The following is a 16,100-nucleotide window of genomic DNA, read 5'->3' on the forward strand; positions in this document are numbered from 1 at the left end:
CTCTCGTGACGGACGGTGCCATCAAGGGCAGCGCCCTGACGGGGACTGCTGAGTCCGGTGCCCAGGGGGAAGCCCTGGGCACCGGCCTGCAGATCTCCGCACTGAACAAGGTCTTCACCTCGGGTCGCAAGAGCGTCGTCGCGCTCAAGGACGCGAACCTGCACACCGAGCAGGGGTCGTTCCTCGCCCTCCTCGGGCCGTCGGGCTGCGGCAAGTCGACGATCCTCCGCATCCTCGCGGGCCTCGAGCCCGCGACCAGCGGCACCTCGCGCGTGGACGGCAAGAGCCCGAAGGAGCTGCGCAAGCAGAACAAGCTGGGCATCGCGTTCCAGGACTCGGCGCTGCTTCCGTGGCGCAGTGTCCTGACGAACATCCGGCTCCCGTTCGAGATCGCGGGCCAGAGCGTCGACAAGGCCTACGTCAACGAGATGATCTCGCTCGTGGGCCTGAAGGGCTTCGAGAAGGCCAAGCCGGCGCAGCTGTCCGGCGGCATGCGCCAGCGCGTCTCGATCGCGCGGTCGCTCATCCTCAAGCCGGAGGTGCTGCTCTTCGACGAGCCGTTCGGCGCGCTCGATGACATGACGCGCCAGAAGCTCAACCTCGAGCTCCTGCGCATCTGGACCGAGAAGCCCGCGACGACCCTGCTCGTGACCCACGGCATCTCTGAGGCGATCTTCCTCTCCGACTACGTCGCCGTCATGAGCCCGCGGCCGGGAAGGGTCAAGGAGGTCATGAAGATCGACCTGCCACGGCCCCGGACTCCCGAGATGATGCGGACGCCCGAGTTCCACGCGTACGTCGATCAGGCATCCGAGCTGCTGTTCGGCGAGGGCGGAGCCGCCGCCGATGACCACTGACTCACCCGTCGCCCCTCCGGTGGCGCCGAAGGGCCGCCCGATCCAATGGGAGAGCGTCAAGCTCCCCGCCTGGCTCACCGGCCTGATCGGCGGCATCGGGATCATCATCCTGTGGTGGATGGTCGCGACCCTGTACGTGACCTCGACCGGTGCGCACCCGATCCCCACGCCGCTGCAGGTCGTGCAGAGCTACGTCGAGAGCGGCTGGGAGTACTACTGGCGCAACTTCTCCGTCACCCTCGCCGAGGCCGGAATCGGGTATCTGTGGGGCAATGGCATCGCGCTGATCCTCGCCGCGCTCGTCCTGGTCATCCCCCGCCTGGAGGGCGTCGCGACCCAGCTCGCGATCATCACGTACTGCATCCCGATCGTCGCGGTCGGGATGCTGGCGATCGTCGTGATCCCGGCCCCTCAGGTCGGCGAGCCGAGCGGCACCGCCGTGCTGCTCGCCGCGCTGTCGGTGTTCTTCACCACCGTGGTCGGTGCGCTCCTGGGCCTGAAGTCCGCCGACAAGTCGAGTCTCGACCTGGTCGCGGTCTACGGGGGCAGCCGGCTCACGCAGCTGGTGAAGGTCCGCCTGATCGCCGCCCTGCCCGCGATACTCAGTGCGCTGCAGATCGCCGTTCCAGCGGCGTTCCTCGGCGCCGTGCTCGGCGAGTTCTTCGGCAAGATCGAGGTCGGCGTCGGCATCGCGATGATCCTCGCGCAGCAGAACTCGAACGCCCCGCTGGTCTGGGCGCTCGCACTCGCGAGCGGCGCCGTCGCCCTGCTCGGGTTCGCACTCGTCGGTCTGGTCGCCCGCGCGATCGCACCGTGGTCGAAGGGGAAGAGCCGGTGACCACCCTGACCGCCGCCCAGCAGCTGCAGCTGACCGCACCGCCCGAGGCGGATCTCAGCCGGGACGTGCGCCGCGCGGCGACGAACAGCGTGCTGCGCGCCCTGGGCTGGAGCGTGCTCACGTTCCTCCTCACCCTGCTGGCTGCCCTCGCGCTGTGGGTCGGCGTGCTGTGGGTCTTCCAGATCTCGCCGCTGATCGCCAAGGGTCCGATCGACGTCTGGAACTACTTCTTCACCGTCCCCGCCGCCGCCGCGAACCGCGAGCTCATCATGGGCAATCTGATGGTGACGCTCGGTCACGCGTTCATCGGTTTCATCGCCGGTCTCGTCGCTGCGATCCTCGGCGCCGCACTGTTCCAGCTCAGCAAGGGCGCCGAGCACGCGCTCATGCCGATCGCCATGCTGCTGCGCTCGGTTCCGCTCATCGCGATGGCACCGGTCATCATCATGATCTTCGGCCGCGATCTGGTGACCGTCGCCGTCATCGGCGGGATCGTGGTGCTGTTCCCTGCCCTCGTGAACATCTCGTTCGGCTTGAAGTCGGCGACCCCGCAGATGAACGACCTCGTCGAGGTCTACGGCGGCGGATCGTGGTCGAAGCTCAACAAGGTCGCGATGCCGTCGTCGTCGCCGGCCTTCTTCGCCGCCGTGCGCATCTCGGTGCCCGGGGCGATCACCGGTGCGCTGCTGGCCGAGTGGCTCGCGGTCGGCGGCGGGATCGGCGGATCGATCGGCGGCTTCATCCCGCAGGCGCAGTTCACGGCACTCTGGGCCTCGGTCGTCGTCGTCACCGCGACCTCGCTCATCCTGTACAACGTCATCCAGATCGTCGAGGACGTCGTCCTGGCCCGCATGGGTATGCATCCCCAGAAGAGCCTGTAGGCAGGGCGCCGCCTCTTCGCGCGAACCCACACTCCCGCCGCGACCCCATACGCTCAGAGCCCCGAGAACGGGTGGGTTCGCGGGGAAGGTATGGGTTCAGCGAAGTCCGGCACAGAGAGTCCGGCACAGAGAGCCCGGAACGCGAAGGCCGGCTGGAGGTCAGGGCTCTTGCGCGAGCCTCCAGACCCGGTCGCGGGAGAACGGCTGCTCGTAGGGGCGCTTGCCGAGCGCCCGGGCGATCGCGTTTCCGATCGCCGGCGCCACCGGGTTGTACGGCGACTCGCTCATCGACTTCGCACCGAACGGCCCGAGCTCGTCGCTGGTCTCGGCGAACGACACTTCGGTCACCGGGATGTCGGCGAACTGGGGCACGCGGTACGTGCGGAAGACCGGATTCAGCACGGCTCCGGCATCCGTCATCACCTCTTCGTACAGAGCGCTGCCGATCGCCTGGGCCGCCCCGCCCTCGACCTGCCCGATGCACTGCTGCGGGTTCATGACGAATCCGGCATCCGCCGCCTGGACGGACTGCAGAATGCGCACGGTGCCGGTCTCGACGTCGACCGCCACCCGCACTGCGTGCACGTTGAAGGCGAGTGACCGATGCTCGCCGTACTCGCTCCCGTTCGCCGTGAGCCCCTCATCGCTTCGCCATTCGGCCGGAGCCGCCGCGATGAGCTCGTCGAATCCGATCAGGCGATCGCCCACGCGCACGCCGTCGGACTCGAGTGCTCCACGCGCCCCGGCGAGGCGCTCGGCGACCGTGCGCAGGCGGTCGCGGAGTGCGAGGGATGCCGCGTGCAGGGCCTTGCCCGCGACGGTGATGCCCGCCGAGGCGAAGGCGCCCGTGTCGTAGCCGGACGCGTCGGTGTCGGAGCCGCGCAGCTCGATGCGAGCCGGGTCCGCCGAGAGGTCGGTCGCGACGATCTGGGTGTGCACGGTCGTGGTGCCGTTGCCGAACTCGGTCGTGCCGACCGCGGCGAGGTAACGCCCCTCCGGCGTCACGGTGACGGAGGTCTCGGAGATGTGCCCGAACGGCGCCATGGTGGCGATCATCGCGACGGCCATGCCCTCGCCGACCCGCCAGGCAGATCCGGTCGGGGCGTGCACCCCGTTCCCTCGGGTGAGGGCGGCATCCGCCAGGTCGAGGCACTGATCCAGCCCGTAGGAGCCCCAGACCAGGTCGGGCTCCGTCTCGTCGTGCGTCGTCAGCAGGGGGTCGCCTTGACGCACCGCGTTGATGCGGCGCAGTTCGAACGGGTCGATGCCCAGGCGCAGGGCGAGCTCGTCCATCGCCGACTCGACTCCGAGGATCACCTGCCCGAGCCCGTAGCCGCGAAACGCCCCGGACGGGATGTTGTTCGTGTACACCGCTTCGGCATCGATTCGCTTCGCCGGGGCGTTGTACAGGCTGATCGACTCGGCGCAGCCGTGGAAGAGCACCCCCCGCGAGTGGTTGCCGTAGGCACCCGCGTCGCTGAGGACGTCGACCTTCATCGCGGTGAGCGTGCCGTCCGGGTTCGCCCCGAGTGCGACCTTCACCCGCATCGGATGCCGCACCGCCGTGCGCTGGAACTCGTCGGTGCGGCTCATCTCGTACGCGACGGGCCTGCCGGTGCGCAGCACCGCCAGGGCCACGAGGTCTTCGGTGTACATCTCCTGCTTGCCGCCGAACCCTCCGCCGACGCGCGCGGTGAACACACGTACCCGCTCCGGGGGCAGCTCGAGCACGGTGCACAGCGCGTCACGGGTGAGGAACGGCACCTGACTGCTCGTGCGGATCACGAGTCGCCCGTCGTCGTCGAGCCAGCCGATCGAGCCGTGCGTCTCGAGCTGCGCGTGGCTCACGCGGGACGTGCGCCATTCCCCGCTGACGGATGCCGCGCTCGCGGCGAGCGCCGCGTCGACGTCGCCGAACCCGCCGTGGATCGACTGGATCACGTTGCGCTCCGCCTGCTCCACGCGATCCTCCGGCGTGCGGCCGGGATGCAGCACCGGAGCGCCCGGGGATCGCGCGAGCTCGGGGTCGAAGACGGCGGGCAGGATCTCGTACTCGACGCGGATGAGTCGGCACGCCGCCTCGGCGATCGCCGGGGTCTCGGCCACCACTGCGGCGACCCGCTGGCCGATGTGGCGGACCACGTCATCGAGCATGCGCGTGTCGTCGGAATCGTCGGTCGCGTGCTCGTGGCGCGCGGTCGAATAGCGCCGGGCGGGCACATCGCGGTGCGTGAAGACGGCGATGACGCCGTCGAGCGCCTCGGCCCGCGTCGTGTCGATCGTGCTGATGCGGGCGTGCGCGTGCGGACTCGCCAGGACGCGAAGGGTCAGCGCGCCTGCGACCTCGGTGTCGAACGTGTACGGCTCGAGCCCCTGCACCACGCGGCGGGCAGCCGGCGGGTGCGCACTCTCCCCGACGCCGGACGGCGTTTCGTCTCTGCGCTTCCAATCGCCTTCGGCTCGCTCGACGACCGTCGCTCGCTCGACGACCGGAGTGCCGGTCTCACGAACGGGACCGAGCACCGATGCGGTGATCGAGTCGCGGATCGCGCGGTAGCCCGTGCACCGGCACAGGTTGCCCTTCATCCTCCGGTCGAGCTCGGGCAGGTCGTCGGCATCAAGGGTGGAGGCGGTCACGGCCACGCCGGCCGTGCAGAACCCGCACTGGAAGCCGAAGTGCTCGACGAGCGACTCCTGCATCGGGTGCAGCTCAGCGCCCGGCGCCAGACCTGCGGCGGTGGTCACGGTGCGGCCGTCCAAGCGCGCGGCCGGGATGATGCACGAGTGGACGGGATCACCGTCCAGCAGCACCGAGCAGGCACCGCAGTCGCCGGCGTCGCACCCCTTCTTCACCTCGTGATGCCCGTGCTCGCGCAGCAGCGTGCGCAGCACCTGACCGGGGCGCGGGTCCGCCTCGATGCTCCGGCCGTTGACCTGGAATCTCATGCGCCGGCCGCCAGTTCCGCACGCAGCTCCTCGGCGAGCACGATGCTCACCGCGCGGCGCCAGTCCGCCGGTCCCAGCGGATCGGTGTAGTACCCGCGAGCGGCGCCGACGGCCGCGGCCAGCGTCGGGGCATCCGGGAGCGGTGCGTACCGCAGGACAGTGGGCGTGAGGGTCGATGCCGTGACGGTGAAGACCGCGGTTGCATCGGCATCCACCCGCCCCGTCACGACGGCGCCCGAGCGACCGAGCTCTGCGAGCGCGATCTTGCGCATCAGCACCCGCGAGCGCAGCGCGACCGCCGGCAGGTCGATCGCGCGGAGCACTTCTGCGGCGCCGAGACTGTTGGTGCCGTCGCCGGTCATCAACGACGCGACGCTCTGGCGGCGCTCGCCGCCGTCCGGCGTCCAGATGACCGCCTGTCCGTCCAGCGCCGCGGCGAGCGAGACCATCGACGCCGCGCAGTATGACTGGCAGACGTTGCCGCCCACGGTCGCCGTGTTCCAGATCTTGAAGGAGGCCAGCAGCGCGTTCGCCGCGACGGGGAAGACGGATGCCGCCGCCCACCCGCCCGGCACCGCGAGCGGCCCGCGGCCCTCGGCGAACGCCACGAGCGTCGCGATCGTGCACGTGGCCGCGATCCGCAGTCCCGCCTCGGAGACCTCGAGATCGGGCCAGCCCATCGTGGAGAGGTCGACGATGCCGGTGACGTCGGGCCGCGGTTCCGCGAACAGCCCGGTGCCGCCGCCGAGCACCTTCTCACCCGGCGCGAGGATGAGGTCCGCGCGCGAGGTCGCGAAGCGGTAGGACACGACCGTGTTCAGATCCACTCGTCCTCCGTCCGCCCGCTCAGAGCCGCTCGGCCAGCTCGCGCGAGGCGGCGGCGACTTCCTCGGCCAGGATCGGCTCCTCGGCTGTGACGAGCTCGGACTCCTCCACGATCGCACGGCCGCCCACGTAGAGGCGAGCCAGCGGCGGCATCGCGCCGAGGCCGAGCGCTGCGACAGGGTCGAGGATGCCGGCGTGCTCGACGCCGTCGACGCGCCACACGGCGATGTCGGCGAGCTTACCGGGCTCGAGCGAGCCGATCTCGTCCTGACGGCCGAGCACGCGGGCGCCGCCCATCGTGGCGATCGACAGACCCTGCCGCACGCTGAACGAGTCCGCTCCGGTGCGCAGGCGCCCCATCAGCACGGCTTCGCGGATCTCGATGCCGAGTTGTCCCGACTCGTTCGACGCGGCTCCGTCGACACCGAGGCCCACCGGCACGCCCGCGCGCAGCATGTCGCGGACGGGAGCGATGCCCGACGCGAGTCGCGCGTTCGACGACGGGCAGTGCGCGACACCCGTGCCGGTCGCGGCATATCTCTCGATCGCGGTGTCGTCCAGGTGCACGCAGTGCGCCATCCACACGTCGCTGCCGAGCCACCCGACCGACTCCAGGTACTGCGTGGGCGTCATGCCGAACCGCTCGAGGCAGTAGGCATCCTCCTCGACGGTCTCGGACGCGTGCGTATGCAGGCGCACGTCGAGCGAGCGGGCCAGCACGGCGGCTTCGCGCAGCAGGTCGGCGGTCACCGAGAAGGGCGAGCACGGCGCGATCGCGACGCGCACGAGCGAGTCGAACGAGGGGTCGTGATAGCGCTCGACGGCCTCTGCCGACGCGCGGAGGGCGGCATGCGTCGTCTCGACGGCGAAGTCCGGAGGCAGGCCGCCCTGCGACGCACCGAGGTCCATCGAGCCGCGGGTCGCGTGCAGGCGCACGCCGATACGCGCGCCGGCCTCGACGATCGCGCCCACGATGTCACCCGACCCCTGCGGGAAAATGTAGTGGTGGTCGCCCACGGTCGTGCAGCCCGAGCGGGCGAGCACGGCCATCCCGCCCGCGGCGCCGATGCCCGTCAGGCGCGCGTTGATCTGCGACCACAGCGGGTACAGCGCGGTCAGCCAGTCGAAGAGGATCGCATCCTGCGCGTACCCGCGCGTGAGCCATTGGTACAGGTGATGGTGCGTGTTGATCAGGCCGGGCGTGATGAGGCATCCGGTGGCGTCGACGACCTCGGCACCCTCGCGGAGCGGCGCGGGTGCGGGTCCTGCGGCGACGGCGGTGATGCGTCCGTCCTCGATCACCACGTGCCCGGTGGAATGCTCGGTGCCGACGGCGTCGACGGTCGCGATGTAGCCGCCGTCGATGATCGTGCGCGTCACGCGCGCTCCCCGGTCCAGAATTCCTCGTGCACCGCGGCGGCACCGGGAAGGGCGACCGGGCCGATCACGATCGTCTCCCGTCCCCCGCGCGCGAACACCTCGCGGGAGGGCAGGTCCAGCGTCGGCTCCGACGTGTGCACCCGCACGATGCGGATCAGCTCGTCCTCACCGAGGGCATATACCACTCGGGGAATGACCGCCCAGTAGATCGCGGACGCGCACATCGCGCACGGCTCGGTGCTCGTGTACAGGGTGGATGCCGCCACCACGGCGGACGGCAGGGCCGCGGATGCCGCGCGCACGAGGTTCGTCTCGGCATGCCCGGTTGGATCGCGCTCGGTCTCCACCGAGTTCAGTCCCTCGATGATGGTGCCGTCCGGGGCGACCAGGATCGCACCGAACGGATGGTCGCCGCGGTCGCGTGCGACGTACGCCAGCCGGATGGCGTGCTCGAGATGCGGGATGTCCTCGGGCACGAGGCCGTCGACGTCGGGTGCGGTCATGCGCCCTCTCCGATCATTCGCGATCCGGCCGGCGAGGCAACACAGGAATTTCCTCCGACGGCGTCGGCCGGTCGCGAGTCCCCGCCGTGGATGGGAGTGCTCAGCTCCCTCAGGGGCGCACCGGAACCGGCGCGGTGGGTCGCGATGATCTCCGCGAGGATCGAGATCGCGGTCTCCTCGGGGCTCTGCGCTCCCAGGTCGAGTCCGAGCGGCGAGTGGAGCCTGGCGAGCTGAGCGTCGCTCACACCCTGCTCGCGCAGCAGCCGAGCACGTCGGGCGACGGTCGTCCGTGCGCCGAGAGCGCCCACGAACGCGACCGGGAGCCGCAGCGCCTCGCGCAGGGCCGGCACGTCGTGGCGCTCGTCGTGGGTGAGCACGCAGATCGAGGTCCGCGGATCCAGGCGAGCGGCCTCATCGCGCAGGAACTCGTGCGGCAGTCGGGTCACGAGGGTGTCGGCATCCGGGAAGCGCTCGGCCGTGACCAGCAGGCCCCATCCGTCGCACACCGTCACCGCGAAGCCCGAAACGGAGGCCACGCGGCAGAGGGCCGCGGCGTAGTCGCCGGCGCCGAGGATCACCAGCCGAGGTCGTGGGGTGTGGGTCAGGGTGAGGATGCCGAGACCCTGTCCGTCGATCGCGATCGGCACGATGCGACCGAGGGGGGCGGTGCCGCCGCGGTGCTCGACGACGAGCCCGACGGCCACGACCTCGTCGCGGAGCGCAGCCTCGAGCGCTTCGACGGCGAGCACGTCGTCCACCGAGACGGGGTACGCGACCACGTCGATCGCACCGCCGCACGCGAGCCCGGCCGCATGGGCATCCGCGTCGCTGAAACCGAAACTCGCCCGGAGCCCCTCGTGGCCGGCGAGGGCTCGAAGAGCGAGCATCACCGCGTCCTCCTCGACGCACCCGCCGGAAATGGACCCGATCACCTCGCCGGTGGCGGTCACCGCCATGGAAGCGCCCGCTCCGCGCGGTGCGCTGCGGGCAACGCGGGTCACGGTCACGACTGCGACCTGTTCGCCCGCGCGCAGGCGGGGCAGCAGGTCTGCGGCCAACTCCAGCATGCTCGACACGCTAGTCGCCCTGTGTTTCGACCGCGCTACGTCGTCGTGACCGGGTCGCGCGCGGGCGCTACCGTCGACAGATGGGCACACCGGTTCCCGCCCTGTGCGGACTCGTCCTCGCCGCGGGCGCCGGCGCGCGCTTCGGCGGGCCGAAGGCGCTGGCGCGGGAGGGCGACGGCACGCCGTGGGTCGTCCTCGCGGCCCGGATGCTGCGCGATGCCGGCTGCGATCACGTCCTCGTCCTCCTCGGGGCATCCGCAGATCGTGCGCGCCCGCTCGTGCCGCCCGAGGCGCAGATCGTTGTCGTCGATCACTGGCAGGACGGGCTGAGCGCGACGCTCCGAGCAGGACTGGACGCGGCATCCGCGCTGCGTGCCGACGCCGCGCTCATCACTCCGGTGGACACCCCGGCCGCCCCGGCGGACGCGGCCGCGCGGGTGACCGAGCGCGCCGGCTCGCCCCTCGCCCGAGGATTGGCCCGGGCGACGTACGCGGGACGCCCCGGCCACCCCGTGCTGATCGGCCGCGACCACTGGGACGCGCTGCGCGAGACGCTGCACGGCGACAGCGGCGCCGGCGCGTACCTGTCGGCCCGCGGCGCGACCTCCGTCGAGTGCGGCGATCTCTGGTCGGGCGCGGACGTCGATCGACAGCGTTGAGTGGGGCTCCGCCCCAAACCCCTGGCGAGCGCGCCGGCGCTCGCCTAGCTCTCGTAGACCACGTTCAGCGGAGGCTCACCGGCCAGCATCCGCTCGATCTGCGTGCGGATCAGACGCAACGTCCGCGGCTTCATCGCGCTCGACGCACCGCCGACGTGCGGCACGATGAGCGCACCCGACTGGTGCCACAGCGGGTGGTCTGCGGGCAGGGGCTCCGGATCGGTCACATCCAGCGCCGCCCGCAGCCGTCCTCGCTCGAGGTGTCCGACGAGGGCGTCGGTGTCGATCAGGGGACCGCGGCCGACGTTCACGATGAGCGCGCCGTCGGGCAGCAGTGAGAGTGCCGCGTCGTCGATGACGTGGTGCGTCGACTCGCCCCCGGGCAGGGTGAGGATCACGATCTCGGCCTGGGGGAGCAGCTCGTGCAGTCGCTCGATGCCGTGGATCCGCATCCCGTCCTCGAATCTCGCTCGGTGCGCGATGACGGTCAGCTCGACCTCGAAGGGTGCGAGCCGGGCGGCGACGGCCTTGCCCACGCCGCCGTAGCCCAGCAGCAGCACGCGCCGATCGGCGAGGCTGTCGGAGAACTCCGACGCCCAGCGCGCCTGGTCCTGAGCGCGCACGAACGTCGGCAGGTGCCGCTGGGCAGCCAGCGCGAGGGCGAGCGCGAGCTCGGCGGTGGAGGTCTCGTGCACGGAAGACGCATTCGCGAACACGTGCCCGGGCGGCAGGTGGTCCTCGATCCCCTCGTAGCCGATCGACTGGCTCTGCACGAGACGGGTCCGCACGTCGGCCAGGCGCGGCAGCACGACGGACATCGACATGTAGGGCGGGACGACGAGATCGATCGCCTCACGGGGAGCGGGCGCCGTCATGTCCCACAGGAGCACCTCGGCCCCTGCCGGCGCGGGCTGCAGCCCGGTGACGAGCTCTTCGGTGGGCACGGAAACGACAAGCGACGGGGCGGCATGGCTCACGCTTCCACGGTACCGGCGGCCGCGAGCGGCGCGCTTCACGAGGCCGGCTCCGCACCGGCGATACGCTCGGCCCCGAGCGCAGAGGCACGCTCGAAGGAGGCGGTCATGGTTCCCGAGATCAACTACTGGGCGGTGCTGCTGGCGACGGCATCCAGCATGGTCGTCGGCTCGATCTGGTACGCGCGGAAGGTCTTCGGCACGCGGTGGTCGAAGCTCGCGAACGTCGACATGGACCGGCCCGGCGCGAGCGCGACGATCGCGATCATCGTCACGGTGCTCGTGAGCTTCGTGACCGCCTGGGTGCTCGCCGGGGCGACCGCGATCGCATGGCACTTCTACGGCGGCGGCTACCTGTGGACGGCGATCGCCACCTCGGTGGCGCTGTGGGCCGGCTTCACCGCGGCCCGGTTCATCACGCACGACGCGTTCGAGGGCCGTCCGACCTCGCTCACCGTCCTGAACATCGCGCACGAACTGGTCACCGTGCTGATCATGGCGCTGATCATCGGCGTCTGGCCGCCCGCCGGCACCGTCTAATCACTCTGAGTCCCGCGAGGCTGCAATGGGACGCCGAGACGTACGGAGGCGCCCGCAGTCTCGGCGCGCGGATGCAGTCTCGCGGGAAATGCGCGAGCGGATGCCGCGGCTCAGGCGGCGGCGGCGACCACGGCGGCGATCGCCGAGGTGAAGAACGGCAGGCCGTCCAGACCCGAGCGCATCGCGGCGGCGGTGTCGGGGCCGAACCCCTCCTCGACCGCGTGCTCCGGGTGCGGCATGAGCCCCACCACGTTGCCCCGCCCGTTCGTCAGGCCCGCGATGTCACGGAGTGACCCGTTCGGGTTCACGCCGACGTAGCGGAACGCGACCAGATCCTCGCCCTCGAGGCGATCGAGCTCGGATTCCGCGGCGATGTAGCCGCCGTCCGCGTTCTTCAGCGGGATCACGATCTCCTGGCCCACGCTGAAGTCGGAGGTCCACGCAGTCGATGCGTTCTCGACGCGCAGCTTCTGGTCGCGGCGCACGAACTGCTGGTGCGCGTTGCGGATGAGCCCGCCGGGCAGCAGTTGGGCTTCGACGAGCATCTGGAAGCCGTTGCAGATGCCCAGCACCGGCATGCCCGATGCGGCGGCATCCTTCACCTCGGCCATGATCGGCGCGAGCGCGGCGATCGCACCGGCGCGCAGGTAGTCGCCGTAGCTGAATCCACCGGGCAGCACGAGCGCGTCGACGCCCTCGAGGTCGTGCGAGCCGTGCCAGAGGGCGACCGGCTCGGCGCCTGCCACCCGGATGGCGCGCTGCGCGTCGCGGTCATCGAGCGAACCGGGGAATGTGATGACCCCGATGCGCGTGCTCACTCCACGACCTCGATGCCGACGACGTCCTCGATCACGGAGTTCGACAGGATGTCGTCGGCGATCGCGCGCGCCTTGGCGAGGACGTCGTCGCCGATCTCGCCCTCTACCGTCAGCTCGAAGCGCTTGCCGATGCGGACGGACGTGAACTCGGAGACCCCGAGGCGCGAGAGCGCACCCGACACGGCCTTGCCCTGCGGGTCGAGAAGCTCGGCTTTGGGCATGACGTCGACGACGATGGTGGGCATGTGGATCCTCCGTGCGGGCGTGTCCGTCCAGTCTACGGCCGCAGCATCCACCGGCTTTCCGGCCTGGGCGGGCAGGTCGTGATGGAACCGTGACCGAGTCCGTGGGAGCGCTCCCTTGACTTCGTGGGAGCGATCCCATAGCGTGAACTCCCGTCCGGTGGGAACGCTCCCACGGCATCAAGTGGGAACGGGCACCCGGCTCGAACTCGAACACAGCAAGACCATCACCTGCAACACAACCCTGACAAACACAAAGGAGTGACAGTGAACTCACGTGCCTTCCGCAGGGGCGCCGTGGCTGTAGCCGCGTTCTCGGCTTCCGCCATCGTGCTCGCCGGCTGCGCCGGAAGCAGCGGCGACTCGCCGTCCAGCGACCCGAATGAGGAGATCACCCTCACGATCGCCACGTTCAACAACTTCGGCTACACCGATGAACTCCTCCAGGAGTACATGGACGAGAACCCGAACGTCACGATCGTCCACAACAAGGCAGCCGAGTCCGGCGATGCCCGCGCGAACTTCTTCCAGAAGCTCGGCAAGGAGGGCCTGGCCGACATCGAAGCCGTCGAGATCGACTGGCTCGCCGAGGGCATGCAGTACTCCGACCTCCTGGCCGAAGTGCCCGACGACCTCAAGGGCCGCTGGCTCGACTGGAAGGAAGCCGCCGCCACCGACCCCGACGGCCGCCTGATCGGCTACGGAACCGACATCGGCCCGCAGGCCATCTGCTACCGTGCCGACCTCTTCGCCGCGGCCGGACTCCCGTCCACCCCCGACGAGGTGGCCACGCTGTTCGACGGCGACTGGGACAACTTCTACGACGTCGCCGACCAGTACAAGGCAGCCACCGGCAAGCCGATGATCGACGCGGCGAACTCGGTGCTGCAGGGCATCGTCAACCAGATCGAGTTCACGTACACCGAGCCCGACGGCAACGTCATCGCGACCTCGAACCCCGAGCTCGAGGACGCGTACAACTCGGTCGTCGAGCGCGCGATCCCGAACGCGGCGTACGCCGGGCAGTGGAGCGACGACTGGAACGCGTCGATGACCAACGGCGAGTTCGCCGCCATGCTGTGCCCGGGCTGGATGCTCGGTGTCATCAGCGGCAACGCTCCCGATGTCACGGGCTGGGAAGTCGCCAACGTCTTCCCGAACGGCGGCGGCAACTGGGGCGGCTCGTACCTGACGGTTCCGGCCAACGGCGCCAACGTCGCGGCAGCTCAGCAGCTGGCCGACTGGCTGACCGCTCCGGAGCAGCAGGTCAAGGCGTTCGTGAACGCGGGCACCTTCCCGAGCCAGGTGGACGCGTACGAGGACCCGGCGCTCACGGACTTCGTGAACCCGTACTTCAACGACGCACCCACCGGCAGCATCTTCGCCGAGCGTGCTGAGGCAGTCACCGTCGCCCCGTACAAGGACGCGAACTACTTCAAGTACCACCAGGCGCTCCAGGATGCCGTGACCCGTGTCTTCGACGGCGTCGAAGACCAGGCCACCTCGTGGGACACCTACGTCGCAGAGGTTGAAGCCTTCTGATGACCTGATCGAGTGTGGGCCGCGGCCCTGCTGCCGCGGCCCACACTCGTCTTACCGCTCATCACCGCCGATACGGAGCCCCACGTGACCGCGACCGACACCCGCCGCCCCCGCACGTCCCCGGCATCGCCGGAACCCCGCCCCGAGAAGACGAAGCGAGTCATCTCCTTCAGCCACAAGCTGAGCCGGTGGGACCTCAAGCTCTCGCCGTACCTCTACATCTCCCCGTTCTTCATCCTGTTCGCGATCGTCGGGCTCTTCCCGATCGCGTTCACCGCGGTCATCTCGTTCCAGCAGTGGGATCTCGTCCGCAACTCCGGCACCTTCGTCGGCTTCGACCAGTACATCTGGATCCTCAGCCAGCCGCAGTTCTGGACCGCGCTGCGCAACACGTTCAGCATCTTCCTGCTGTCGTCGGTGCCGCAGATGTTCCTGGCGATCTTCATCGCCGCGATGCTCGACCGCAACATCCGCGCCAAGACGTTCTGGCGCATGAGCGTGCTGCTGCCCTTCGTGATGGCACCCGTCGCCGTCGCGCTCATCTTCAGCAACATGTTCGGCGACAACCACGGCCTCGTGAACAACATCCTGACGAGCATCGGACTGAACCCGATCCCATGGCACAAGGACCCGTTCTGGAGTCACATCGCGATCGCCACGATGGTCAACTTCCGCTGGACCGGCTACAACGCGCTCATTCTGCTGGCAGCCATGCAGGCGGTCCCCCGCGAGTACTACGAAGCCGCCACCGTCGACGGCGCGAACGCGTTCCGACAGTTCTGGAGCATCACACTCCCCTCGCTCAAGCCGACCCTCATCTTCGTGATCATCACCTCGACGATCGGCGGCCTGCAGATCTTCGACGAGCCGCGCATGTTCGACAACACCGGCAAGGGCGGCGCGGCGCAGCAGTGGCTCACGATCACGCTGTACCTGTACAACATCGGCTGGGGTGAGTTCAACTTCGGCCGGGCCGCGGCGCTCGCGTGGATCCTCTTCCTGATCATCATCGTGATCGGCCTGATCAACCTGTTCATCACTCGGCGCCTCGTGCGCGACGAAGGCGGCCGGGGCGAGATAGCCCCCCGCCGACGGAAGGGACTCCAGCGATGACCTCCATCAGCTCGCCGCCCCTGGCGATCATCGAGGAAGGCATCCCGAACGCACGGGACCGCCGGCGCAACGAGCGCACCACCAAGATCCGCGGCGTCCGCGCCAGCACATGGGTCTACATCGGACTCGGCGTGGTCGCGGCATCCGCGATCTTCCCCTACTACTGGTCGTTCCTGATCGGCTCCGGCACGGCTTCGACGATCAACGACCCGAACATGTCGTGGCTGCCGGGCGGCAACTTCATCGCCAACGCCCTCTCGGTCGTGAACGACCCCGCGGTGAACTTCTGGCTCGCGCTGTGGAACTCGATCTTCAGCTCGACCGTGATCGCGGCATCCGTCGTCGTGTTCTCGACCCTCGCGGGCTGGGCGTTCGCGAAGCTGAAGTTCCGCGGCGGCAAGTGGCTGCTCGCGTTCGTCGTCGCGACGATGGCGGTGCCGATGCAGCTCGGCGTCGTGCCCCTGTACATCCTGTTCGCCGACCTCGGCTGGACCGGCACGATGGGCGCGATCATCATCCCGGCGCTGACGAGCGCGTTCGGTGTCTTCTGGATGACGCAGTACCTGAGCCAGTCCGTTCCGGACGAGCTGATCGAGGCGGCCCGCGTCGACGGCGCGTCACAGCTGCGCACGTTCTGGACGGTCGGCGTCGTCGCCGCCCGACCCGCCGCGGCGATGCTGTTCCTGTTCACGTTCGTCGGCGCGTGGAACAACTTCTTCTGGCCGTTCATCGTCCTGGACCGACAGAGCCCGACCCTCCCGGTCGCGCTGTCGCTGCTGCAGTCGAACTACTTCGTGGACTATTCGATCGTCCTCGCCGGCGTCCTGCTGGCCACGATCCCGCTGCTGATCCTGTTCGCCTTCGCCGGCAAGCAGCTCGTGAGCGGCATCATGGCCGGGGCGGTGAAGGGCTGAG

The 16,100-nt window shown here is 69.7% G+C and carries 16 protein-coding genes; 8 read left to right on the top strand and 8 right to left on the bottom strand.

Annotation, left to right across the window (positions count from 1 at the left end; all coding sequences use genetic code 11):
* Nucleotides 1-5: 5 nt before the first annotated feature.
* Genes BM349_RS01565 through BM349_RS01575 form a run of 3 tightly spaced genes read left to right on the top strand, consistent with a single transcriptional unit; the run spans nucleotide 6 to nucleotide 2,576 of the window.
* Nucleotides 6-857, top strand: a complete 852-nt coding sequence (locus BM349_RS01565) for an ABC transporter ATP-binding protein (RefSeq protein WP_254773677.1) — start codon at nucleotides 6-8, stop codon at nucleotides 855-857.
* On the top strand, nucleotides 847-1,695 hold the full coding sequence (locus tag BM349_RS01570; RefSeq protein ID WP_091701666.1) for an ABC transporter permease: 849 nt from the start codon (nucleotides 847-849) through the stop codon (nucleotides 1,693-1,695). Before BM349_RS01565 ends, BM349_RS01570 begins: the two co-directional genes overlap by 11 nt.
* A complete protein-coding gene (locus BM349_RS01575; RefSeq protein ID WP_254773678.1) occupies nucleotides 1,692-2,576 on the top strand; it encodes an ABC transporter permease in 885 nt (294 codons plus the stop codon). Before BM349_RS01570 ends, BM349_RS01575 begins: the two co-directional genes overlap by 4 nt.
* 159 nt (nucleotides 2,577-2,735) lie before the next feature.
* Here the strand turns inward: BM349_RS01575 and BM349_RS01580 are convergent, their stop codons facing one another.
* Genes BM349_RS01580 through BM349_RS01600 form a run of 5 tightly spaced genes read right to left on the bottom strand, consistent with a single transcriptional unit; the run spans nucleotide 2,736 to nucleotide 9,297 of the window.
* On the bottom strand, nucleotides 2,736-5,522 hold the full coding sequence (locus BM349_RS01580; protein ID WP_091701670.1) for a molybdopterin-dependent oxidoreductase: 2,787 nt from the start codon (nucleotides 5,520-5,522) through the stop codon (nucleotides 2,736-2,738).
* A complete protein-coding gene (locus BM349_RS01585; RefSeq protein ID WP_091701674.1) occupies nucleotides 5,519-6,349 on the bottom strand; it encodes an FAD binding domain-containing protein in 831 nt (276 codons plus the stop codon). Before BM349_RS01585 ends, BM349_RS01580 begins: the two co-directional genes overlap by 4 nt.
* Nucleotides 6,350-6,368: 19 nt before the next feature.
* Entirely contained in the window at nucleotides 6,369-7,727 is a 1,359-nt protein-coding gene (locus BM349_RS01590) for an 8-oxoguanine deaminase (RefSeq protein WP_091701678.1), read from the bottom strand.
* Nucleotides 7,724-8,230, bottom strand: coding sequence for a nucleoside deaminase (locus BM349_RS01595; protein WP_091701683.1), 507 nt, complete (start codon nucleotides 8,228-8,230; stop codon nucleotides 7,724-7,726). Before BM349_RS01595 ends, BM349_RS01590 begins: the two co-directional genes overlap by 4 nt.
* A complete protein-coding gene (locus tag BM349_RS01600; protein WP_091701687.1) occupies nucleotides 8,227-9,297 on the bottom strand; it encodes an XdhC family protein in 1,071 nt (356 codons plus the stop codon). Before BM349_RS01600 ends, BM349_RS01595 begins: the two co-directional genes overlap by 4 nt.
* A gap of 80 nt (nucleotides 9,298-9,377) precedes the next feature.
* Between BM349_RS01600 and BM349_RS01605 the strand changes: the two genes are divergently transcribed.
* The gene (locus BM349_RS01605; RefSeq protein ID WP_091701691.1) at nucleotides 9,378-9,956 is read left to right on the top strand and encodes a nucleotidyltransferase family protein; all 579 of its coding nucleotides are present in this window, start codon (nucleotides 9,378-9,380) and stop codon (nucleotides 9,954-9,956) included.
* A 44-nt stretch (nucleotides 9,957-10,000) separates the two neighbouring features.
* Here the strand turns inward: BM349_RS01605 and BM349_RS01610 are convergent, their stop codons facing one another.
* Nucleotides 10,001-10,933, bottom strand: coding sequence for a 2-hydroxyacid dehydrogenase (locus tag BM349_RS01610; protein WP_254773679.1), 933 nt, complete (start codon nucleotides 10,931-10,933; stop codon nucleotides 10,001-10,003).
* A 105-nt stretch (nucleotides 10,934-11,038) separates the two neighbouring features.
* Here BM349_RS01610 and BM349_RS01615 point away from each other — a divergent pair, with 105 nt between their 5' ends.
* Nucleotides 11,039-11,470 carry a DUF1761 domain-containing protein gene (locus tag BM349_RS01615; protein ID WP_091701696.1) on the top strand — a complete coding sequence of 144 codons (432 nt, stop codon included), beginning with the start codon at nucleotides 11,039-11,041 and terminating at the stop codon, nucleotides 11,468-11,470.
* 110 nt (nucleotides 11,471-11,580) lie between these two features.
* Here BM349_RS01615 and purQ read toward each other — a convergent pair whose 3' ends face one another.
* Together purQ and purS are read right to left on the bottom strand one after the other, a co-directional pair.
* On the bottom strand, nucleotides 11,581-12,288 hold the full coding sequence (gene purQ / locus BM349_RS01620) for a phosphoribosylformylglycinamidine synthase subunit PurQ (RefSeq protein WP_091701699.1): 708 nt from the start codon (nucleotides 12,286-12,288) through the stop codon (nucleotides 11,581-11,583).
* The gene (purS, locus tag BM349_RS01625) at nucleotides 12,285-12,533 is read right to left on the bottom strand and encodes a phosphoribosylformylglycinamidine synthase subunit PurS (protein WP_091701703.1); all 249 of its coding nucleotides are present in this window, start codon (nucleotides 12,531-12,533) and stop codon (nucleotides 12,285-12,287) included. The genes purQ and purS overlap by 4 nt, the downstream gene beginning before the upstream one ends.
* A gap of 264 nt (nucleotides 12,534-12,797) precedes the next feature.
* Here purS and BM349_RS01630 point away from each other — a divergent pair, with 264 nt between their 5' ends.
* The 3 genes from BM349_RS01630 (at nucleotide 12,798) to BM349_RS01640 (ending at nucleotide 16,099) form a co-directional block, all read left to right on the top strand.
* Nucleotides 12,798-14,072, top strand: coding sequence for an ABC transporter substrate-binding protein (locus BM349_RS01630; RefSeq protein WP_091701708.1), 1,275 nt, complete (start codon nucleotides 12,798-12,800; stop codon nucleotides 14,070-14,072).
* A gap of 84 nt (nucleotides 14,073-14,156) precedes the next feature.
* Nucleotides 14,157-15,185, top strand: a complete 1,029-nt coding sequence (locus BM349_RS01635) for a carbohydrate ABC transporter permease (RefSeq protein WP_091704698.1) — start codon at nucleotides 14,157-14,159, stop codon at nucleotides 15,183-15,185.
* On the top strand, nucleotides 15,182-16,099 hold the full coding sequence (locus BM349_RS01640; protein WP_091701712.1) for a carbohydrate ABC transporter permease: 918 nt from the start codon (nucleotides 15,182-15,184) through the stop codon (nucleotides 16,097-16,099). The genes BM349_RS01635 and BM349_RS01640 overlap by 4 nt, the downstream gene beginning before the upstream one ends.
* Nucleotide 16,100 lies beyond the last annotated feature (1 nt).

It is taken from the genome of Microbacterium sp. cf046, from assembly GCF_900114345.1.
GTDB lineage: Bacteria > Actinomycetota > Actinomycetes > Actinomycetales > Microbacteriaceae > Microbacterium.